Annotated in this window: 21 protein-coding genes; 10 read left to right on the top strand and 11 right to left on the bottom strand. The window is 67.8% G+C overall.

Going from position 1 to position 19174, the window contains the following annotated elements; genetic code table 11:
- Positions 1-100: 100 nt before the first annotated feature.
- From BMZ69_RS05245 to BMZ69_RS05235, 3 genes are all read left to right on the top strand, one after another.
- Complete coding sequence (locus BMZ69_RS05245; RefSeq protein ID WP_092155521.1) at positions 101-517, top strand: Ros/MucR family transcriptional regulator; 417 nt, start codon at positions 101-103, stop codon at positions 515-517.
- A 399-nt stretch (positions 518-916) separates the two neighbouring features.
- Positions 917-1285: a helix-turn-helix domain-containing protein gene (locus BMZ69_RS05240; protein ID WP_244543221.1), complete on the top strand. Its 369-nt coding sequence runs from the start codon at positions 917-919 to the stop codon at positions 1283-1285.
- The gene (locus BMZ69_RS05235) at positions 1282-2091 is read left to right on the top strand and encodes a DUF6456 domain-containing protein (RefSeq protein ID WP_092155519.1); all 810 of its coding nucleotides are present in this window, start codon (positions 1282-1284) and stop codon (positions 2089-2091) included. Before BMZ69_RS05240 ends, BMZ69_RS05235 begins: the two co-directional genes overlap by 4 nt.
- A gap of 99 nt (positions 2092-2190) precedes the next feature.
- Here the strand turns inward: BMZ69_RS05235 and BMZ69_RS05230 are convergent, their stop codons facing one another.
- Both BMZ69_RS05230 and BMZ69_RS05225 read right to left on the bottom strand, forming a co-directional pair.
- Positions 2191-2616 (bottom strand): SufE family protein, encoded by a 426-nt coding sequence (locus BMZ69_RS05230; protein WP_092155518.1) that lies wholly within the window; start codon positions 2614-2616, stop codon positions 2191-2193.
- Positions 2617-2706: 90 nt separating this feature from the next.
- On the bottom strand, positions 2707-2988 hold the full coding sequence (locus tag BMZ69_RS05225) for a hypothetical protein (protein ID WP_092155517.1): 282 nt from the start codon (positions 2986-2988) through the stop codon (positions 2707-2709).
- A gap of 350 nt (positions 2989-3338) precedes the next feature.
- On the opposite strand from BMZ69_RS05225, the gene BMZ69_RS05220 reads away from it, so the two are divergent.
- The 3 genes from BMZ69_RS05220 to BMZ69_RS05210 are packed head-to-tail and all read left to right on the top strand — an operon-like array spanning position 3339 to position 6084.
- Entirely contained in the window at positions 3339-5144 is a 1806-nt protein-coding gene (locus tag BMZ69_RS05220; RefSeq protein ID WP_092155516.1) for a sensor histidine kinase, read from the top strand.
- A gap of 18 nt (positions 5145-5162) precedes the next feature.
- Positions 5163-5714, top strand: coding sequence for a hypothetical protein (locus BMZ69_RS05215; protein WP_092155515.1), 552 nt, complete (start codon positions 5163-5165; stop codon positions 5712-5714).
- Positions 5715-5748: 34 nt separating this feature from the next.
- Entirely contained in the window at positions 5749-6084 is a 336-nt protein-coding gene (locus tag BMZ69_RS05210) for a DUF1491 family protein (RefSeq protein ID WP_092155514.1), read from the top strand.
- Between the two features lie 3 nt (positions 6085-6087).
- Here BMZ69_RS05210 and BMZ69_RS05205 read toward each other — a convergent pair whose 3' ends face one another.
- Positions 6088-7209 carry a DUF2336 domain-containing protein gene (locus BMZ69_RS05205; RefSeq protein WP_092155513.1) on the bottom strand — a complete coding sequence of 374 codons (1122 nt, stop codon included), beginning with the start codon at positions 7207-7209 and terminating at the stop codon, positions 6088-6090.
- Between the two features lie 180 nt (positions 7210-7389).
- Between BMZ69_RS05205 and BMZ69_RS05200 the strand changes: the two genes are divergently transcribed.
- The 3 genes from BMZ69_RS05200 to corA all read left to right on the top strand — a co-directional run bounded on the left by BMZ69_RS05200 (position 7390) and on the right by corA (position 9623).
- A complete protein-coding gene (locus BMZ69_RS05200; RefSeq protein WP_057187747.1) occupies positions 7390-7590 on the top strand; it encodes a hypothetical protein in 201 nt (66 codons plus the stop codon).
- A 75-nt stretch (positions 7591-7665) separates the two neighbouring features.
- The gene (locus tag BMZ69_RS05195) at positions 7666-8463 is read left to right on the top strand and encodes a hypothetical protein (protein ID WP_139218973.1); all 798 of its coding nucleotides are present in this window, start codon (positions 7666-7668) and stop codon (positions 8461-8463) included.
- A gap of 104 nt (positions 8464-8567) precedes the next feature.
- Positions 8568-9623, top strand: coding sequence for a magnesium/cobalt transporter CorA (gene corA / locus BMZ69_RS05190; protein ID WP_092155511.1), 1056 nt, complete (start codon positions 8568-8570; stop codon positions 9621-9623).
- 64 nt (positions 9624-9687) lie between these two features.
- Here corA and BMZ69_RS05185 read toward each other — a convergent pair whose 3' ends face one another.
- From BMZ69_RS05185 to BMZ69_RS05155, 7 genes are all read right to left on the bottom strand, one after another.
- Positions 9688-10338, bottom strand: coding sequence for a hypothetical protein (locus tag BMZ69_RS05185; RefSeq protein ID WP_139218972.1), 651 nt, complete (start codon positions 10336-10338; stop codon positions 9688-9690).
- Positions 10335-10910 carry a DUF1214 domain-containing protein gene (locus BMZ69_RS05180; protein WP_092155509.1) on the bottom strand — a complete coding sequence of 192 codons (576 nt, stop codon included), beginning with the start codon at positions 10908-10910 and terminating at the stop codon, positions 10335-10337. Before BMZ69_RS05180 ends, BMZ69_RS05185 begins: the two co-directional genes overlap by 4 nt.
- A 30-nt stretch (positions 10911-10940) precedes the next feature.
- Positions 10941-13157: a transglycosylase domain-containing protein gene (locus BMZ69_RS05175; RefSeq protein ID WP_092155508.1), complete on the bottom strand. Its 2217-nt coding sequence runs from the start codon at positions 13155-13157 to the stop codon at positions 10941-10943.
- 160 nt (positions 13158-13317) lie between these two features.
- Positions 13318-14112: a class I SAM-dependent methyltransferase gene (locus BMZ69_RS05170; protein ID WP_092155507.1), complete on the bottom strand. Its 795-nt coding sequence runs from the start codon at positions 14110-14112 to the stop codon at positions 13318-13320.
- 31 nt (positions 14113-14143) lie between these two features.
- On the bottom strand, positions 14144-14944 hold the full coding sequence (locus BMZ69_RS05165; RefSeq protein WP_092155506.1) for an ABC transporter ATP-binding protein: 801 nt from the start codon (positions 14942-14944) through the stop codon (positions 14144-14146).
- Positions 14938-16005: a FecCD family ABC transporter permease gene (locus BMZ69_RS05160; protein ID WP_175506692.1), complete on the bottom strand. Its 1068-nt coding sequence runs from the start codon at positions 16003-16005 to the stop codon at positions 14938-14940. Before BMZ69_RS05160 ends, BMZ69_RS05165 begins: the two co-directional genes overlap by 7 nt.
- A gap of 29 nt (positions 16006-16034) precedes the next feature.
- The gene (locus BMZ69_RS05155; protein WP_244543244.1) at positions 16035-17123 is read right to left on the bottom strand and encodes an ABC transporter substrate-binding protein; all 1089 of its coding nucleotides are present in this window, start codon (positions 17121-17123) and stop codon (positions 16035-16037) included.
- 238 nt (positions 17124-17361) lie between these two features.
- Between BMZ69_RS05155 and BMZ69_RS05150 the strand changes: the two genes are divergently transcribed.
- Positions 17362-17859 (top strand): YcgN family cysteine cluster protein, encoded by a 498-nt coding sequence (locus BMZ69_RS05150; RefSeq protein WP_244543220.1) that lies wholly within the window; start codon positions 17362-17364, stop codon positions 17857-17859.
- 15 nt (positions 17860-17874) lie between these two features.
- Here BMZ69_RS05150 and BMZ69_RS05145 read toward each other — a convergent pair whose 3' ends face one another.
- Entirely contained in the window at positions 17875-19020 is a 1146-nt protein-coding gene (locus tag BMZ69_RS05145) for an alpha-hydroxy acid oxidase (protein ID WP_092155504.1), read from the bottom strand.
- Between the last annotated feature and the right edge of the window lie 154 nt (positions 19021-19174).

Genomic DNA, 19174 nt, shown 5'->3' with positions numbered 1-19174 from the left:
CGTCCGCCGGCTGAGGTCTGGGAGGGCGCTCGCGCCTGGAAACAGAGCTGGGCGCAGTCAACGCTACGACCGGTCAAGATAACAATGGAGCAACGCCATCATGGCTGACCAAGACGGTTCCGATTTCATCGAGCTCACGGCAGATATCGTTTCCGCCTACGTGTCGAACAATTCTGTTCCGGCTTCCGACCTGCCCGCGCTGATCAGCGATGTTCACGCCGCTCTCAATCGCGTCGTCGGCGGTGTTGCGCCGGTTGTTCCGGTCGAAGCGCCCAAGCCTGCCGTCGCGGTGAAGAAGTCGATTACGGCCGATTATCTGATCTGCCTGGAGGACGGAAAGAAGTTCAAGTCGCTGAAGCGTCATCTGCGCACGCAGTACAACATGTCGCCCGAGCAATACCGCGAGAAGTGGGGCCTGCCGCCCGACTATCCGATGGTCGCGCCGAACTATGCCGAGGCGCGCTCCCAGCTCGCCAAGAAGATGGGTCTCGGCCAGCAGCGCCGCAAGCGCCGCTGATCCGGTCCTCGGCCGGATTGGATCATTGCTCATGAAGTGAAGCCGCCGGTTCGTCCGGCGGCTTTTTCTTTGGGCTTTTCCTTCTCGCGAGGGCTGTCGAACGAGGAAGGTCGAAGAAAGTCCACAGGATGGCTCGGCCTGGAGCGTCTTCGCGCGAATTGAATACCGGTTTGCATGAAGAAGGCTTGCTAAGACAAAGGCTCAGAGCGCCTCCGTGACGGAGAGGCGCGGGAGTGCTCCAGGATCGCCAATCCGGGCGCTGATGGCCCTCAGGCCCAAAACTGTCAGGAGCCTGTCGGGATGGCCATCCGCGTGCTTGCCGTCGGATGATATAGGAATATATACCTTCATCTCGTTGCGATTGAAGTCGCGGAGGTGATGCCCGTAATGGAACATATCATGAACAAACTGATTGCCAAGCGGCTGGAAACCGTTCGGTGGGCAGCTCCGGCACGGCTGGTCGAGGTCGCCGTCTGCGGCGCGATGCGCTTGCCGGCGGGGGCGCTGCGCACCGGGCGCGGGCCGCGCAGGGTCGCCTTCGCGCGGCAGCTTGCGATGTATCTGACCCATGTCGTTTTTGGGTTGACGCTGACCGAGGTCGGCGTCTGCTTCGAGCGCGACCGGACGACAGTGCGGCACGCCTGCGCCCTGGTCGAGGACCGGCGCGATCAACAGGCGTTCGATCTGTCCATCTCGGCGCTGGAGGCCGGCCTCGCGCATCTCGCTTTCGGTTTGCAACTCGGTTCCTATGCGGAGGTCGTACGATGAGCGCCCGCGACGACCTCTCCCTTTCGCCGTCTCGCCTGCTGCGGCACCTGAGCGAGGCCGGCGCCTATGCCGTCGACTCGCCGCTGGGTTGCGGGCGGATCGCGCTCTATCGCCGCGGCGCCGGCGGAGCCACGCTGGGAGCCGGCTATGTCGCGGCGGCCGAGGCCGAAGCGCTCGTCGCAGCCGGTTTTGCCGCCTGGTCCGCGCATGGCGGGAAGAAGCGCCGCCTGCGTCTTGTCGATGCGCAGGCGGAAAGGCCGCGCGCGACGACGACCGTCATGGTCGCTGGCCAGGCGCAGCAGGTCGTGCTGGACGAGCGCGAGAGCCCGTTGCTCTGGCTTCATCGCCGCCCCGGCAAGGACGGGCAGCCGCAGATTTCTGCTGTCGAGTTCGCGGCCGGCGAGCGCTTCCGCGCTGATCTGACACTGGCGCAGATGTTGCCGCGCACGACGGTCAACTGGGATGCGGGCTTGGCCGCCGGCACCCATGCGCCGGCACACGGGCCGGCCGAAGCCTCCGATTCCAGCCTGGCGGCACGCCAGCGGATACGCCTTGCCTGCAAGCGCCTCGGGCCCGAATTATCAGGCTTGGCGATCGACGTCTGCGGCTTTCTCAAGGGCCTCGATCAGGTCGAACGCGAGCGCAAATGGCCGGCGCGTTCGGCCAAGGTCGTGCTCCGGCTGGCGTTGTCGGCGCTGGTCGAGCATTACGGCCTGAGTGGAAAGCAGGGGCGTTCGGGCAATCATGCCTGGCGTGCGCCCGATGCGCGCCCGTCGATCCCGGTTCCGCCGATCGGCAGGACCTAGAGCATTTTCGAGCGAAGTGGACACCGGTTCGCGTGAAGAAAATGCGATCAAACAAGGACCTAGAACATTTTCCGCGCTTCGAGGAATTGCGGAATTGCTCTAGGCCAGCGCTGCCCGGGCGTCGTTCTTGATCCGCTCCATCATCGCGCGCACGCCATTCGAGCGCTGCGGCGTCAGATGGGCGGCCAGACCGAGGCGCTCATAGATCGCAAAGGCGTCGGTCGCCAGGATCTCCTGCGCCGTGCGGCCGGAATGGATGGCGATGGCGAGCGCGACCAGCCCGCGCACGATGTGCGCGTCGCTGTCGCCGCGGAACGTAAGGCGCGTGGTTTCGCCGGGCCCGCCCTCGCTGTGGGTCTCGAGCCAGACCTGGCTGGCGCAGCCGCGCACCTTGTTGGCGTCGCTATGGGCCTCCTCGGGCAAGGGCGCGAGCGTGCGCCCGAGCTCGATCAGGTAGCGATAGCGATCGTCCCACTCGTCGAGTAGCTCGAAATTGGCGACGATCTCGTCGAGGCTCTCGCTCATGGACTCCGCACCCGGCCTCCGGCTCATCCGCCGTCAACGGAAGGCGGCGATGGCCAGCGTCTTCGGCCTCTCCTGCGGAGACGTCAAGCCTCAGCGCTGTCGCGGCTGTGCCTCGCTGGCGCGGGTCGCGGCGCTCGCCGCCAAGGCGAGGACCCGGGCGCGGGTCTCGGGCTCCAGCCCCGCCAGGACCTCAGCCGCCTCGCGCACGCTCGCCGCGCCCTGCAACGCTGCCTTCGGATCGATCTTGGCGAGGATCGCGATCGCCGCCTTGGCATCGACCATCAGCGTATCGGGTTCGCTCTTCGTGCCGTGCACGGGCGAGTTCAGCGCGATCACGCCGACGATCGCCAGGCTGCGCAGAAGATAGGCCATCTGTCGTCCCCGTCCGGTTTCAGGCTCCCCAGCCCGCGGATGGGTGAACCTTAGCAAGCGGGTCGAAAGATCAGGTGTCGCCGACAGCATCGATTTGAATCAAAGACGGCACGTCGTCTTCAGCTTCCGTTCACCTTGCCGCCAACAACCGCTTGGTCTGGCGCAGCATGCGGCGACATGAGCAATTTATTGAAAAACAAGAGCTATTTCGACCGGTATCGAATTGCTTCCCGGTTTTGGCCACGGCCGCTTTAAGCCCCGCTTAAACGGCGGCCGCGAGGATCGCAGCAACAAGGCGAGGCGAAAGCGCCGAGGCCGGCAGAGGTGCGCGTTTGCGGTTTTCCAGTTTGATGACGGCGGTGAGGGCGCAGGTCGCGGCGATGGTCCATCCATCGGCGCTGGCCGATTCGCTCGAGCGCATGCGTCATGAGCGCTTCATGCTGAGCAGGCTCGTCGCGTCGATCGCGGCGCTCAGCCTGATGCCGGCCTACATCGCCTGGCGCGGCCGTATCGGCGCCCTCGAAATGGTCGTGCTGGTCGCGCTGGCGCTGCCGCTCGTGGCGGTCTTCCTGCTCTCGCGGACGGGGCGGCTCGACCTGGCGCATTGCTTGTCCGGCGCAGCTCTCACCTTGTTGATCACCACGCTCGCCTGCCTGACCGGTGGGGCGGCTTCGCCGCTGCTGCTCTGGCTCGCCGCGGTTCCGGCCGAAGCGATGTTCTTCGGCTCCCGACCCTATGTGGCACGCGCCAGTGCGCTTGCCGTGATTGGTCTCGGGACCGTCGTCGCTCTGCAGGGGGCAGGTGCGATCGCGGAGCCGGCGTCCTGGACCTGGCAGGCGATGCCCGTCTTCGCCGCCGTCGCGATCCTGCACGCAGCGCTGATCACGGTCGGTTTCCTCTATCGTCGCGACGACGAGCTGCGCGAGCATCGCGCCTCCGATGCGCGGGCACAGCTGATGCTCGAGCATGTCGGCGATCTCGTCACCTGGCACGACGCGGCCGGCTCCGTCGTCTTCGCCAACGAGGCCGCACGTGGCCTGACCGGGGCGGAGCCGGCCCAGCTTTTCGGGCGCGGCCTGTTCGAGCGCGTCCACATCGCCGACAGGCCTCTCTTCCTCAAGGCGTTGAGTGATGCCGCGCATGGCAGCGGCCGGGCCGGCGCCAGCTTTCGTGTTCTCTTCGTCCCGGCCTGCGCCGATGGACAGGCCTCGGCGAGTCCGGTCGTGCGCTGGCTCGATCTCAGCGCCCGGCGCATCGAGCAATCCGGCGCGCATGGTGCGGCGGCCGTGGTCTGCGTCAGCCGCGACGTCACCGACCGGCATGCGATCGACGAGAAGCGCGAGCGTGATCGCGCCGAGGCGCTCAAGGCCAGCGATGTCAAGGACCGGTTCCTGGCGACGGTCAGCCATGAGCTGCGCACGCCGCTCAACGCGATCATCGGCTTCTCGGAGATGCTGAGCGGCGAGCTCGGCGCCTCCTTCAGCCCGGCGCAGCGCCAGGAATATGCCCGGATCATCCACGATTCCGGACAGCATCTGCTCGACGTGGTCAACACGCTGCTCAACGTTTCCAAGATCGAGAGCGGCGCGATGACGATCGAGCAGGACGCGCTCGACATCGCGGAGGTCGCCGAGGACTGCTGCAACGTCGTCGCGCTCAAGGCCGGCAGCGGCAGCGTCGCGCTCGAACGCGTCGTCGGCCCGGACCTGCCGCAGCTGCTCGGCGACCGGCGTGCCCTGAAGCAGGTCATGCTCAACCTGCTCTCGAATGCGATCAAGTTCACGCCGCCGGGCGGCCGCGTCACGCTCGCTCTGGTGCGCGATGGCGGGATGATCGACCTCTCGGTCTCCGATACAGGCATCGGCATCGCCGCCGCCGACCTGCCGCGGCTGGGCGACCCGTTCTTCCAGGCCAAGTCCTCTTACGAGCGCGCCCATGACGGGACCGGGCTCGGCCTCTCGGTGGTGCGCGGCCTGGTCGGCCTGCATGGCGGCACCCTCACAATCGAGAGCGCGCCGGGCGTCGGCACTCGCGTCGGCGTCCGCTTGCCGATCGGCGGCGTCGCCGCAGCGAGCGAGCCGGCCCGTATCGCGACCTTCGCCCGCGCACCCCGCCGCGGCCTCGAAACCAAGCAACCTGTTCGCCTGACCGCCTGACACGAGAGTTCGAGACCCATGTCTGCCACGCTCGCCGCCCGTGCCCGTTCCGATGCGACGCTGTCGATGCCCGTCCGTCGCCCAGCCGGCCGACGTGCGGCGCCGTCCATGCCGGGGCGGCTGCTACGCTGGTTCGGCCGCCGGCCGGGCCGTGGCCTTCTCGTGCTCCTCTTCGCGGCGGTGTCGGTGTTGATCATCCTGAACGCGGTGCTGTTCCAGAAGGGGCGCCACCCCGCGCCGATGCTGTCGCCACCGCAATCGGCGGCCCGGCCGGCCGAGCAGCGCCGGGTCGAAGCTCCGGCCGTCGCCGAGCCGGTGAGCCCGGCAGCGGCCCCGCAGGCGGTGATGCCGCCGGCACGGCCCGGCACCCTGGCGCCGGCCGCTCGTGATGCCGCTCCGCGCCCGCCAGCCCCGGTCGCGGCCGCGCCGCAGCCGCGCCAGGCTCAAGCGGCGCCAGCCCCCGCGCGGCCCGCTCCGGCCGCCCAGCCGGCGGCGCGTGATCCGATCGCCGATCTGATCAACGGCGCCGACATCCGCCCGCCCGCGGATATCCGGGGACACCGGCGCTGACGGCCGTTTCGCGCAGGCCGCGGGAGCGCTGGCCTTGCCGCGCCTGACCAGCGATTTCTGGGTCTCGGCCTATTTGCGCCAGGCGGCCTTTGATGGTCTCGTCGCAGTGCTGCGTCGGCGCGGCGCGCGCGAAGCCGGCGCGATCTTCGTCAAGCTCGACCGGCTCGACGGCACGGCCGCGCTCTACGGGCCGGCGCCCCAGGCGCTCGCGGACGAGGCCGGCGAGCGGCGCTTCCAGCTCCTGCTCGACGCCGATCCGCTTGGCGTCGAGGACAGGGTCGAACGCGAGCTCCGCTTCGATAGTGATCTCTGGCTGGTCGAGATCGAGAACCGCGCCGGCGATGCGCGTCTCGACATCGTCGAGAGCTGAACCTTACTCGCCACCGCCGAGCCTGCGCCGGACCTCCTGAACGATGCTGCGGGACGGCGTCCGCTCGGCCCCGGCGCGTGCAGGTGTTCCGCTCGGATCCATCGCCGGCTGCAGCGCTCCCGGCCTCGTGCCGCGTGGTGCGATCCCGCCGATCTGCTGAGCCAGCCGCCGCGCCACCGCCGGCTGCAGCGACCGCATCAGCTCGACCAGCGCGAAGATGCGCTCGACCGAGCGGGCCGCGTCGTCGCCGAGCCCGATCAGGAAGCGCGTGGCATCCTCCGGACTCGCTCCGCAGCCGATCAGCGCCAACGCTGCGAGCTGGCGCGACGGATCGTTGGCCAGCATCGTCGCGAAGCGCGCATCGCCACCGAAAGCGTCCGCGAGCGCCGTGAAGGCGCCGCGCCTGTCGGAGAGCGCCGTCGCGATCAGGCGGGAGATCTGCTCGGCGGCGAGCGTCGCCATACGTGGCGAAGGCGACAGCGCTTCACGGGCCGTCGCGGCATCGATCATGGCGAGGCGCTTTTCCAGGCTCGCCTGCAGGAAGAGCGGTGTCAGGTCCGATATCGGCAGATCGCCCCGTGCCAACAGGCTCGCACCGAGAGCTGGCGTCGCGACCGCGCGCGGGAGCAGCAGATCGAGGGCTGCATGCGGCAGGTTCGCTGCGCCGTTCGCCACCAGCGCCGCATCGATCTCGGCGCTGTTCCAGCCGGCGAGCGCGATGCTGGCGTTGCCGGTGAGGTCGGGCCGGCTCGCCAGAGCGAGCCGTGCCTCGCCGTCTCCATCGGCCGCGATCTCCTCGATCTCGCTCGTGGTCAGTGGCATGCCGTGGCTGATCAATGCGGCCAGAACCTCGCCCCCGCGAGCGCGAAGGCTGGCGAGCACCTCGCGCGGCGCATGCGGCCAGCTCGCGATCTTGCGGGCGATGATCGTTGCCGTCGGCTCGTCGATGACCGGGACCAAAGCCTCGGCCATGGCCCGGAAAGCCTCCATGTCCTCGGCCGACGGGCTGGGCGTCGCCAGCATGAGGTCGGTCTTCACCCGCAGGGCGACCTGGCGCAGGTCGAGCCCGCCATCGCTGGCCAGCCTGGCGAGCTCGGCGAGGTCTGTGGCGGTGCGGGACGGCATGGGCGATTCTCGTCGGGCGAATTTCACTTTCGCGAAACTTATCCGCGATGCGTTAGCACGGCGTTAACCATGATGGGCCTTGATGATCTTGAGGATGGCTGGCGCGACCTGTGCAAGCTGCCGTCCGGGCTTCCGTGTTGTTTGCGAATTGGGCGCAGGCGCCAGCAAGGGAGGCGCATCATGGCAGACGTCATTCCTTTCGCGCCGCGCAGGCGCTTCGCCAGCCAGGCTCCTCTGGCCGAGGGGCCGTTCGGCCAAATCCTGTTCTTCACCGGCGTGCGCTACGAGCGCCAGCACGAGCCGGCCGCGAGCAAGCCGCCGCGCCGGCCGCGGCCCGCCGGTCGCGGCGAGCGCGAGACACGGCGCAGGCGTCCAGGGTGAGAGCTGCCAGATCGCGATGATCCGGACCCGTCCAGAAACATCACGATCCGTTCTTTCAGAGTTCGAGTGGGATTCATGCGAAAAACCGGTTCCCACTGTTTCGCATCCCACTCGGTCGCGATGGCGGCGCTGTCCTGCCTTCTGCTCGCCGGCTGCTCGACCACCGGCGATCTCGGCCGGCCCCGTCCCAACATCTTCGCCGACCAGATCGCACCGACGATCGGCGAGTGGAGCGCCCGCTTTCGCGGCGAGGCCTCGTCCTGGTTCCATCTGACCGATGACGAGGAACGCCTGCGCGATCGCGCCTGGCGGCTCGTCCTGCCCGCGCATGAGCGCAGCGATTTCGACCGCGAGGTCTCCAAGCTCGCCCATGCCCGCATCCTGCCGGTCGAAGCCCAGTCGAACGATGTCTCCGCCTATCACCGCGCCCTGACCTCGGGGTCCTTTGCCTCTCAGGCCTCGCGCTACAACCGGCTGAGCGAGGACGCCAATGGCGACCGGCTGTTGCTCGGCCAGTTCCGCGCCAATGCCTTGCGGGTCATCAACGCCGACCGGGCGCGCCTGCGCACCCTCGACGCCTCGCAAGAGGTGCCGCCGGAGCAGCGCGATCCGGCCTGGCAGCGCGTCGTCGAGAATGAGGGGCTGATGCTTTGGGTCTGCGAGAGGGCCCGTTTCCGGCTGAAAAGCTATCGCTTTTCGCTCGACAATCTGATGGTCGAGATGCCCTCGCGGGAGGCGGTGCGGGCCGAGCGCGCCATCATGGCGCTGGAGAGCGAGCTCGGCCCCGCCTGCAATCTGCCGCTGATCGGCGTCTTCCGCGGCAAGGGCGAAGGCGCGCCGGCAGGGCGCGGCCCAGTGGTCTACAAGGGGTAGCCGGCCTTCCTCCAAGCGCCTGCGCTTACTGCGGAAAAGGGTTCCATCGCCCAGCTGTAAGGTCTAGCCTGCCGATGATGAGCTGACGAACGGTGGAGTGACCCATGTCAGTCGCGCACGTCAGGTTCGCTGCCTCTGCGGCAACGGAGGCGCCCTCCGACCTTAACGTCGATCAGGGGCACCGTCATGAGGCCGGCATCGTCGCCTCGAGCGTCTACGCCCATGGCGTGCGCATCGCCGACATCCCGATCGAGGAAGCGGGCGAGTGGTCCCGCAAGGACGGCCATGTCGTCTGGATCGGGCTGCTCGAGCCCCAGCCGGCCTTGCTGAAATGCGTGCAGGAGCAGTTCAACCTGCATCCCCTGGCGGTCGAGGACGCGACCAACGCTCACCAGCGGCCCAAGCTCGAACAATATGGCGACGCTCTCTTCGTCGTCGCCCGCACCGCGCAGATGATCGACAAGCGCATCGCCTTCGGCGAGACCCACATCTTCGTCGGGCACGGCTACATCGTCAGCGTCCGTCACGGCGCCTCGACCTCGTATACCTCGGTCCGGCAGCATTGGGAGACCTGCCCGACCTCGCTGGCCAAGGGCGAGGACTTCATCCTCTATGCCATCCTCGATTTCATCGTCGACAACTACATGCCGGTGCTCGAAGCGATCCATGACGAGGTCGAGGAGATCGAGGACAAGGTTCTGGCCAAGCCGATGGCGCGCTCCGACATCGAGCGGCTCTACATGCTCAGGCGCGACCTCTTACGCCTCCGCAATGCGGTCGGACCGCTGGTCGAGGTCTGCCAGCGCCTGACCAATGGCAGCGTGCCGCAGGTACGCCCGACGCTGGCTGCGATGTTCCGCGACGTGACCGACCATATCCGCACCGTGCAGGAGAAGATCGACAGCCTGCGCGAGGTGCTCGCCTTCGCCTTCGAGGCGAGCCTGCTCGTCGGCCAGAGCCAGGAGAACGCCATCACCAAGCGGCTGGCCTCCTGGGCGGCCATCCTCGCCGTGCCGACCGCGGTCGCCGGCATCTACGGCATGAACTTCGAGAACATGCCGGAGCTCAAGACGTATTACGGCTACTACGTCGTCCTGGCCTTCATCATCAGCGCCTGCCTGACGCTGTTCTGGCGCTTCAAGCGCAATGGCTGGCTCTAGAGCATTATCGAGCGAAGTGGACATCGGTTCGCGCGAAGGAAATGCGATAAAACAAAGATCTGGTTCAGTCCGCCAATCCGCAGGCGACGCCGGTCGCCATCGCCTCCGCCTCGCCGCGGTCGAAGGCGCGGCGGACCACGACCCTGGCGACGACCAGCCCCTGCAGCGACGGTGAGACCACGCGCAACTCCCGCGAGGTCTCGCCCTCTTCGTCGTTGGCCAGCCGCTCGTCGAGCTGTTCCTGCGTCATCACCACGAATTCGAGCACGCCGCGGATCGCGGCCCGGTCGGTGATCGCATAGGCGACGCCGCCGCCGCGCCGGTGGACGGTGAGGCCGAGCGGCAAGGAGCCGGTGCGGGCCACCACGCGCAGCGGCCCGGCCGTAAGGTCGTAGCTGCAGACCGCCGCGACGCTGTTGGGGGCGCCATCGAGGATGGCGGGCAGGCCCGCCGGCGGCGGCGTCACCAGCTCGGCATGGCCGTTCGCCCCCAGCGCGGCGTAGACGGTGGCCGCGTCATGCGTGGCCAGCACTGGGATGCGCAGCACGGTGACGATGTGGACGATGCCTGCGAGCAGCAATCCTGCCAAGGTCAGTAAGGCGAGCTGCAGCAGGCCGTTCCCCAATCGCGACAGAAAGCGGCGCGGGAAACCTCGGGCATCCGAGGCGGGTTGTCCCATGGCCACCACCGGCCGCGTGTCTTCGGTCGCGCTCACCGGCAGTCGATCCTGGCGATACGGGGCAGCGCATCCGGCCTGAGCTCGCCGGCATGGCTCGATATCGGCGTGTCGTAGAGGCGCAGGCGCAGCTGGAAGCGCCCCCCGGCGGGCAGAGGCAGCCAATTGCCGGATTCGGGCGTCGCCGCCAGGACGATGCGCATGCCGCCGCGCTCGCCGCGGACGATCTCGGTATCGGTGAAGCTCTCGCGCGCGATCGGCAACTGCAGGGAACGCCCTCGGGGATCGGAGACACCGAGCGACCAGCCGCGCGCCTGCGGCGTCACACCGGTGACGAGATAGCGGCAGCGCGCATCGAGCGCCTGTCCGGTGTCGTCCTCTTTGGCGATCAGCTCCAGCCCTTCGCCGGCGCCGAGCGGCAGGTGCACGCCGCGCGCCAGATAGGCCCGCATATAGGGGTCGATGTCGCGCGCGCCGCTGTTCGGCCAGCTCGTCCAGGCGCCGACCTGGACACGGCCGAACCAGGGCCGCTCCGCCACCGCGTAGCGGGCGGAGGCCAGGCCGAGGCCGGCGCCGAGCGCGATCACATAAGCCAGCGGGAGGACGCGCATGGGGGGATTTCGGTTCGCATCGGCCGGGGCTCAGCGAATGACGCCGCGGCCGGCGGGAACATCCCGGATGCCGGCCTGTACGGAAGCTCGGGCTGTCCGTGGCACCTCGACGGCCTTGAACATCGCGCCGACCGCGGAGAGCACCTCGAAGGATTTGCGCGGCATATGACCGGCATTGACGCCGGCCGCGCCCGAGGGCTCCGCAGCCTTCGCCACTGCTGCCTTGGCGTCGCCCGGCTGCGGTGCCACGCCCGGGATCGGTTTGATCTCGATGCCCTGATGGGCGAAGGCCATGATCTCCTTCCAGGTCATCGCCGGCAGCGAGCCGCCGGTCATGTTGTTGGTCTCGGAGGAATCGTCGTTGCCGAACCAGACCGCGCCGACGAGGTTGCCGGTGTAGCCGACATACCAGGCGTCCTTGTAGCCATTGGTCGTGCCGGTCTTGCCGGCGCTGACAACGCCGTCGAGCGCCGCGCGCCGGCCGGTGCCGGCGGTCGGGACGGTCGAGAGCATCTGGTTCATCTCGAAGGCGACCTGCGTGCTCAGCACCTGGGAAGGCGCACGCTCGTCGCGGTCGTGGCGATAGATCTCTTCACCGAGCGAATTGCGGATGTCGAAGGCGGCATAGGGCTTGGCCCGCTTGCCGCCGTTCGCGAACACGGCATAGCCGGCGGCCTGCTCGATGACTGTGACCTCGGCTGCGCCGATCGGCAGCGAGACGGTGTCGGTCAGTGGCGTGGTCATGCCCATCGCCCGGCAGGTCTCGACGATCTTCATTCGGCCGATACGGGCGGCGCGGGCCTCGTGCGTCTCACCGGTCGCTTTGCCGATCGCGATCGACATCTGCACCGGGATCGTGTTGATCGACTTCGCCAGCGCCACCGTCAGCGGCATAGAGCCGGCATAGGAGCGTCCGTAATTGTTCGGGCACCAGTTGCCGATGCAGACCGGCCGGTCGGTGACGATCGTTGTGGGCTTGTAGAGCCCGGCGCTCATCGCCGCCGCGTAGACGTAAGGCTTGAAGGACGAGCCGGGCTGGCGCAGGCTGGCCGTGGCGCGGTTGAACTGGCTCGCGCCGTAGTCGCGCCCGCCGACGATGGCACGCACCGCCCCGTCCGGGTCCATGATCACCGCCGCCGCCTGCCGGGCGCGATAGGCGGGGCCGTGCTGGCGCAGGATCGACTCGACCGCCTCGTCGGCGCGCTTCTGGATCGCCGGATCGTGCGGAGTCTTGACCGTCAGCACCCGTTCGGGCCCAAGCTTGCCGTCCTCGGCGAGCTTGCGGACCTCGTCGAAGGCCCAGTCGAGATAGTAGTCCGGGCTGGAATCGCGCCGGCGGTCGATCGGTGTTGCCGGATTGCGCCGGGCGGAGTCGACCTGGCCGGCGGTCATGAAGCCGGCATCGACCATGGCGCCGAGGACGTCGTTGGCGCGCGCTCGCGCCGCCGGCAGGTTGACATGCGGGGCGAACTTGGTCGGCGCCTTGAACAGGCCGGCGAGCATCGCCGCCTCCGCCAGCGTCACGTTCTTCACCGACTTGCCGAAATAGTACTCGGCCGCCGCCGCGACGCCGAAGGTGCCGCCGCCCATATAGGCGCGGTCGAGATAGAGCTTGAGGATCTCGTTCTTGGTCAGCCGGTATTCCAGCCAGAGCGAGAGGAAGGCTTCCTTGATCTTGCGGTCGAGCGAGCGCTCATTGCTGAGGAAGAGGTTCTTCGCCAATTGCTGGGTGATCGAGGAACCGCCCTGGACCACGCCCGAGGCGCGGGCGTTGACGGTGAGCGCCCGGAAGGTGCCGATCACGTCGATGCCGAAATGGTCGTAGAAGCGCCGGTCCTCGGTCGCCAGAACGGCCTTGAGCAGGTGGTCGGGGAATTCCTCGAGCTTCAGCGAATCGTCGTGGCGGGCGCCGCGATGGCCGATCTCGGAGCCGTAGCGGTCGAGGAAGGTGACGGCGAAGACCTGGTTCTTCAGCGCCTCTTCGCGTCCTTCATGGAAGGCGGGGATCGCGAGCATCAGCATCACGATCGCGCCAGCGATGCCGACATTGAGACCCTCGCTGGCGAACTCGGCAGCGAGGCGCTTCGGGCCGCTGACGGTCAGACGGTCGGTGATGCTGCGGATGCGTTCATAGATCTCGCCGGCGCGGTGGCCGGCAGCATAGAGCGAGGCGTCGATCCACGAGTCGGCGCTCAGCGCGAGGCGCTTGAGACGGGTCGTCCAGCTCGCTTTCCGGAACTCGATCACGTTCGTGCGGCATCCTGAGCCTGCCGCGGGCGCGCGTCCGCGGTGTCCCGGACCGGCCGACGAAGGCCAAGCCCGATCTCAGAAGGTAAGGGCTCCAGGCTTGTAACGGAAGTATGCGAAGGTGTGGTTGCCCGACAAAAAAGGCGGTGTTGCCGACGGGTCAGCTTTTGGTCGCCAGCACCGCGAAACGGGTCGAGGAGGCCAGCCGGAGTGCGTCGTGCAGGGCGGCGTTGCGCTGCTGCGCCCTGACCACCTGTGCGTAGTCGGCAGCTTCGATGCGGGCGAAGCCGGCCTGGCGCAGCATCGTGCCCAGCCGCTCGAAGCTCAGCCCGTCGCGAAAGAAGAAGCGCTTGGTGATCGAATCGAAGGCGGCGCGATCGGCTGCGTGCGGAGCAGCGCCGGCGCGCTCGCGCAGGAAGGTCGCGGCGCGGTTGATGAGGCCCTGCAGCCAGGAGCGGTTGATCCAGTCGCCATCGATGACGAGCAGTCTGCCGCCGGGCTTCAGCACCCGGAACCATTCGGCGAAGGCCGCTTCCGGATCGGTCAATGTCCAGACCAGATGGCGCGTCACCAGCGCGTCATAGGTCCCGTCGTCGTCGAGCAGCCGCTCGGCGTCGCCGGCGAGGATACGGGCCCGGTCGCCATGCTTGGCGCGGGCGCGGGCCAGCATCTCCTCGGAGAAGTCGAGTGCCGTGACGTTGTGGCCGAGCGACAGCAGGGCGCGCGTGATCTCGCCGGTGCCGCAGGCGAGGTCGAGCACCTCGCGCGGCGCCGAGCCGAAGGATTGCCGCAGCAGAGACTGGAAGGCCGCGAGCTCGGCATCCGACTTGATGGCATGGCCGACCTGCTCGTCGAAGCTGGCCGCTCGAGCGGACCAATAGGTCCGGATCTCCTCCTTGAGGGAGTAGTTGGCGCCAGGTTCTGAAAGACCGTTGGAGATGCTGCTGTCTGACATCGGCGTTCGCCAAGCTCGACTTGCGAGGGTATTATTCCGCTGCCCGGGCAGGCGCAAACTGCACCTCGCCTTGGCCGCGCCGCCGGGCGGAGCCATGCACGACGACGAAGGGCGTCTCGCCCTCTGCCGCTTCGACCCTGGCGACCACGCCGTAGACCTCTTCCAGCAGCGCCGGCGTGATGATCTCGCGCGGATCGCCGAAGGCGGCGAGCCGCCCTTGCGACAGCACCATCACCTTGTCGGCGATGCGCAATGCCTGGTTGAGGTCGTGGATCGCGATCAGCACGCAGATCTGCCGCTCGCGCGCCAGCCGGCCGACGAGGCTGAGCACCTCGAACTGGCGGTGCAGGTCGAGCGCGCTGGTCGGCTCGTCGAGCAGCATGATCTCGGGCCGGCGCACCAATGTCTGGGCGATCGAGACGAGCTGGCGCTGGCCGCCCGAGAGCTCGCCGAGGCCGCGGAAGGCGAGATCGGCGATATCGAGGGCGTGCAGGGCTTCGTCGATCGCAGCGAGCTCGTCGTCGCCGACGCCCCAGGAGCCGCCCTGCTTGCGGGCGAGCAGGATCGATTCGTAGACGGTCAGCACCGCGTTCACCGCCGTGTCCTGCGGCAGATAGCAGGGCGACTTGCCGGCCGAGCTCTCGACCTGAACCGTGCCGGAGCCTCCCAGCAGCCCGGCGATGCGGCGGAACAGGCTCGACTTGCCGGCGGCGTTGGGGCCGATCACGGCGACGACCTCGCCGCCGGCCATGGTCGGCGTGGTGATCCCGTCGAGGATCCGGCGCTTGCCATAGGCGACGCCGACATCGGTCAGTGTCAGGCGCTTCACCATGAGCGTTTCCGGCTGGTCAGGATCAGGCTGAAGAAGAAGGGTACGCCGACCAGCGCCGTGACGATGCTGATCGGGAAGATCAGGCCGGGGATCAGCGACTTGCTGACCACCGACGAGGCCGACAGGATCGCAGCCCCCGCCAGCGCCGAGGCCGGCAGGAAGAAGCGCTGGTCCTCGCCGATCACCATCCGGGCGATATGCGGGCCGACCAGACCGATGAAGCCGATCGTGCCGACGAAGGAGACCGGCACCGCTGCGAGCAGCGCGACGAGCAGCATGGTCTCGAGCCGCAGACGCTTGACGTCGATGCCGAAGCTCGCCGCCTTCTCGTCGCCGAGCCGCAGGGTCGTCAGGGCCCAGGCCCGGCGCGCGAATAGCGGGATGCAGAGCAGCAGGATGGTCGTGGTGATGGCGAGCTTGTGCCAGTTCGCCTTGGTCAGCGAGCCCATCATCCAGAAGACGACGGCCCCCAGCGCCTGCTCGGAGGCGAAGAACTGCAGCAGGGAGAGCAAAGCGTTGAAGGTGAAGACCAGCGCGATGCCGAGCAGCACCACCGTCTCGGTGGTGACGCCGCGGCGCTGGCTCAGCAGATGGATCAGCAGGGAGGCGCCCATCGCCATCACGAAGGCGTTGAGCGGCACGACATAGTCGATGGCGAGCGGCACGATGGCGACGCCGAAGACCAGCGCCAGCGCCGCACCGAAGCTCGCCGCGGCCGAGATGCCGAGCGTGAACGGGCTGGCGAGCGGGTTGTTCAGCACCGTCTGCATCTGCGCGCCGGCGATGGCGAGCGAGGCGCCGGTGACGACCGCCATCAGCGCGACCGGCAGGCGGATGTCCCAGATCACCACCCGGACCGCGGCCGGCGCCGTCGAGGGCGAGATCAGCGCGTTGACCACTTCTGTCACGCTGTAGCGGGCCGGGCCGAGCATCAGGTCGACGATCAGGCAGGCCAGCAGCACGGCGGCGAAGCCGGCGAGGATCAGCTTACGGCGCAGAGCCAGCGCCCGATAGGCGTCGCGACCCTGAGCGCTACGCAGTGCCTCCGCTTGCTGGGTCACGATCTCGTCCGCGCTGGCGGGGGCAAGGCTCACTTGCCGGCCTCGAGCGAGACCCAAAGCCCTGGCTCGTAAGGCAGCGGCAGGAAGCGCTCGTGCAGCACCTTCATGGTCGCGCCGGGATCGACGTCCTTGAACAGCTCGGGATGCAGCCACTTGGCGATCTCCTGGATCGCCACGAACTGGTAGGGGCTGTTGTAGAACTGGTGCCAGATGCCGTGGACGCGGCCGTTCTTGACCGCCGCGGTCTGGGTGAAGGCCGGGCGCTTCATCAGATTGGTCAGCTTGCGGCGCGCCTCGGTCATGTCGGCGCCATAGCCGAGCCCGACCCAGTTGCCGCCTGGCACATAGCCGTCCCAGTTGCTGCCGGTGACGATCACAACATCGGGATTGGAAGCGACGATCTGCTCGGCGTTGACGGTGCCGAAGGTGCCGGGGATCAGCGACGCCGCCAGGTTCCGGCCGCCGGCGAACTCGACCATCTTGCCGAAATTCTCGTTGCCGAAGGACATGCAGCAATCGTCGGAATAGCCGCCGGCGCGCTCGATCATGACCAGCGGGCGCTTGAGATCGGGTGCCTTGGCCAGCCGGTCGGTCACGACCTTGATCTGCTCGGCGCGGAACGTGATGAAGTTCTCGGCGACCTGCTCCTTGCCGAAGAGCTTGCCGATCAGGCGCATCGACGGCTCTGTGTGCTCGAACGGCTTCTCGCGGAAGTCGACATAGACGACGGGGATGCCGACCGAGGCGAGCTTCTCGACCAGCCTGGCCTCGTCGCTGGCGATCTTGGCCTCGATGTTGAGGAAGAGCACGTCGGGCTTCAGCGAGATCGCCTGCTCGACGTCGAAGGCGCCTTCCTTCATGCCGCCGAAGGTCGGCAGCTTGGCGATTTCAGGGTAGCGCTTCGCATAAGCGCGGAAGGTCTCGGGATCGGCCTTGCCGAGATCGTCGCGCCAGCCGACGACGCGCTTGAACGGCTCGTCCTTGTCGAGCGCGCCGACGAAATACATCTGCCGGCCTTCGCCGAGGATGATCCGCTTGACCGGGGCCTCGACCTCGACCTTGCGCCCGACGATATCGGTGACCGTGACCTTGTCGGCCAGCGCGGGGAGGGCGGTCATCGCAAGGCCCGCGGTGACGGTAAAGGCGCACAGCAGATGTCGGCGGGTCAGCATCGGGATGGCTCGTGAACGAGGGAATTCTTCCTCCCGTTAGGCCGATCCGAGTATTCGGTCAATTTTCATAGATTATAATCTCTCTAAACAAAGATTAGAACGAATGTAAGATATGATGTCGCGCGATGCTGCGCTGTGCCGCTCGCGCGCTTCCCTCTACGGCTTAGCCGGGGCATAAGCGGCTATGGCCAACGCAATGATCGACAGCACGCCCTTCTGGCGCAGCAAGACGCTCGAGGAGATGACCGAGGCGGAGTGGGAATCGCTCTGCGACGGCTGCGGCCGCTGCTGCCTGGTCAAGCTCGAGGATGACGACACCGGCAGGATCCACGCCACCGATATCGGCTGCCGCCTGTTCGATGCGGCGACCTGCCGCTGTCATGACTACGCCAATCGCTCGAAGACGGTCCCGGATTGCGTCACGCTCACCCCGGAGGCGGTGCGCACGCTGCCCTGGCTGCCGCCGACCTGCGCCTATCGGCTGCTGGGGGAGGGCAAGGACCTGCCCTGGTGGCACCCGCTCGTCTCGGGCGACCCTCAGACGGTGATCGCGGCAGGCGTCTCCGTTCGCGGCAAGGTCCACGCCAATGAGGACGAGGTCGCCGAGGAGGAGATCGTCGAGCGCATCGTCGCCTGGCCGCTGCGCTGGCCGAAGGCGGCGCGCGGCAAGAGGCCGGTCTGAGAGCGAGCCGCGCTGCTACCGGAACCGCAGATTCTCCCGCGACAGCTGGTCGAGCTTGGTCACGCCCATCAGCTTCATGCCGCGCTCCACCTCGGTCTTGAGCCGATCGAGGGCGCGCTCGACGCCCGGCTGCCCGGCGGCCGCGAGCGGGTAGAGGTAGTAGCGCCCGATGCCGACCGCCTTGGCGCCGAGCGACAGCGCCTTCAGCACATGCGTGCCGCGCTGGATGCCGCCGTCCATGATCACGTCGATCTTGTCGCCGACCGCATCGACGATCTCGGCGAGCTGGTCGAAGGCGGCGCGCGAGCCGTCGAGCTGCCGGCCGCCATGATTGGACAGGATGATGCCGGTGCAGCCGATCTCGACGGCGCGCCTGGCGTCGGCGACCGACATGATCCCCTTGAGGCAGAACTGTCCTGACCACAGCTTCACCATCTCGGCGACGTCTTCCCAGGTCATCGCCGGGTCGAGCATCTCGGTGAAGTAGCGGCTGATCGACATCGCGCCGCCGCCCATGTCGACATGGCTGTCGAGCTGCGGCAGGCTGAACTTCTCATGGGTGAGGTAGTTCAGCGCCCATTGCGGCCTGATCGCGAACTGGGTGATGCCGGAAAGGTTGAGCCGGAACGGGATCGAGAAGCCGGTGCGCAGGTCGCGCTCGCGGTTGCCGCCGGTGATGCTGTCGACGGTCAGCATCATCACGTTGACGCCGGCGCCCTTGGCGCGCTCCATCATCGCCCGGTTCAGGCCGCGATCCTTGTGGAAGTAGAACTGGTAGACCTGCGGGCCGCTATGGGCCTTGCGGAGCTCCTCGAGGCTGACGGTGCCGAGCGAGGAGACGCCGAACATCGTGCCGCAGCGCGCCGCAGCGGCCGCGACCGCCCGCTCGCCCCGATGATGGAAGAGCCGCTGCAGCGCCGTCGGCGAGCAATAGAACGGCACGGCGAGCCTCTGGCACATCACGGTGACGGAGGTGTCGACGCTGCTCACGCCGCGCAGCACGCTCGGAACGAGATCGCACCGGTCGAAGCTTTCGGAATTCCGCCGAAGGGTGGCCTCGTCATCGGCGCCGCCGTCGATGTAGTTGAAGATCGGGCCCGGCAGCCGCTTCCTGGCGAGCGTGCGGAAATCGTGGAAATTGTGGCAGTCGTTCAGGCGCATCGTTGGCTTCGGCGTCGTTCTTGAAAGCGGGCGACGCTGGCAACCATCGGGTTGGTGGCGATGCCGCGCTGAAAGGCGGGGGCGGCACCCTATCGCGCAGCTCCGGCCTTGGCCATATTGCGCCGCCCGGCATTGCGCAGCCGGGGTTGGTGGG

Origin of the sequence: Allobosea sp. CRIB-10 (genome assembly GCF_900112185.1) — a bacterium.
Taxonomy (GTDB): Bacteria; Pseudomonadota; Alphaproteobacteria; order Rhizobiales; family Beijerinckiaceae; genus Allobosea.
The sequence above is the reverse complement of the archived record's forward strand: the minus strand, read 5'-3'. Positions and strand labels throughout refer to the sequence as shown.

Excerpts from the sequence above, each read along its gene's own strand:
- corA (WP_092155511.1), top strand. The coding sequence starts at position 8,568 with ATGTCAGTCGCGCACGTCAGGTTCGCTGCCTCTGCGGCAACGGAGGCG.
- BMZ69_RS05225 (WP_092155517.1), bottom strand. The coding sequence starts at position 2,988 with ATGGCCTATCTTCTGCGCAGCCTGGCGATCGTCGGCGTGATCGCGCTG.
- BMZ69_RS05170 (WP_092155507.1), bottom strand. The coding sequence starts at position 14,112 with ATGTCAGACAGCAGCATCTCCAACGGTCTTTCAGAACCTGGCGCCAAC.
- BMZ69_RS05200 (WP_057187747.1), top strand. The coding sequence starts at position 7,390 with ATGGCAGACGTCATTCCTTTCGCGCCGCGCAGGCGCTTCGCCAGCCAG.
- BMZ69_RS05240 (WP_244543221.1), top strand. The coding sequence starts at position 917 with ATGAACAAACTGATTGCCAAGCGGCTGGAAACCGTTCGGTGGGCAGCT.
- BMZ69_RS05150 (WP_244543220.1), top strand. The coding sequence starts at position 17,362 with ATGGCCAACGCAATGATCGACAGCACGCCCTTCTGGCGCAGCAAGACG.
- BMZ69_RS05235 (WP_092155519.1), top strand. The coding sequence starts at position 1,282 with ATGAGCGCCCGCGACGACCTCTCCCTTTCGCCGTCTCGCCTGCTGCGG.
- BMZ69_RS05145 (WP_092155504.1), bottom strand. The coding sequence starts at position 19,020 with ATGCGCCTGAACGACTGCCACAATTTCCACGATTTCCGCACGCTCGCC.
- BMZ69_RS05165 (WP_092155506.1), bottom strand. The coding sequence starts at position 14,944 with ATGGTGAAGCGCCTGACACTGACCGATGTCGGCGTCGCCTATGGCAAG.
- BMZ69_RS05245 (WP_092155521.1), top strand. The coding sequence starts at position 101 with ATGGCTGACCAAGACGGTTCCGATTTCATCGAGCTCACGGCAGATATC.
- BMZ69_RS05195 (WP_139218973.1), top strand. The coding sequence starts at position 7,666 with ATGCGAAAAACCGGTTCCCACTGTTTCGCATCCCACTCGGTCGCGATG.
- BMZ69_RS05205 (WP_092155513.1), bottom strand. The coding sequence starts at position 7,209 with ATGCCGTCCCGCACCGCCACAGACCTCGCCGAGCTCGCCAGGCTGGCC.
- BMZ69_RS05215 (WP_092155515.1), top strand. The coding sequence starts at position 5,163 with ATGTCTGCCACGCTCGCCGCCCGTGCCCGTTCCGATGCGACGCTGTCG.
- BMZ69_RS05155 (WP_244543244.1), bottom strand. The coding sequence starts at position 17,123 with ATGACCGCCCTCCCCGCGCTGGCCGACAAGGTCACGGTCACCGATATC.
- BMZ69_RS05230 (WP_092155518.1), bottom strand. The coding sequence starts at position 2,616 with ATGAGCGAGAGCCTCGACGAGATCGTCGCCAATTTCGAGCTACTCGAC.
- BMZ69_RS05220 (WP_092155516.1), top strand. The coding sequence starts at position 3,339 with ATGACGGCGGTGAGGGCGCAGGTCGCGGCGATGGTCCATCCATCGGCG.
- BMZ69_RS05180 (WP_092155509.1), bottom strand. The coding sequence starts at position 10,910 with ATGCGCGTCCTCCCGCTGGCTTATGTGATCGCGCTCGGCGCCGGCCTC.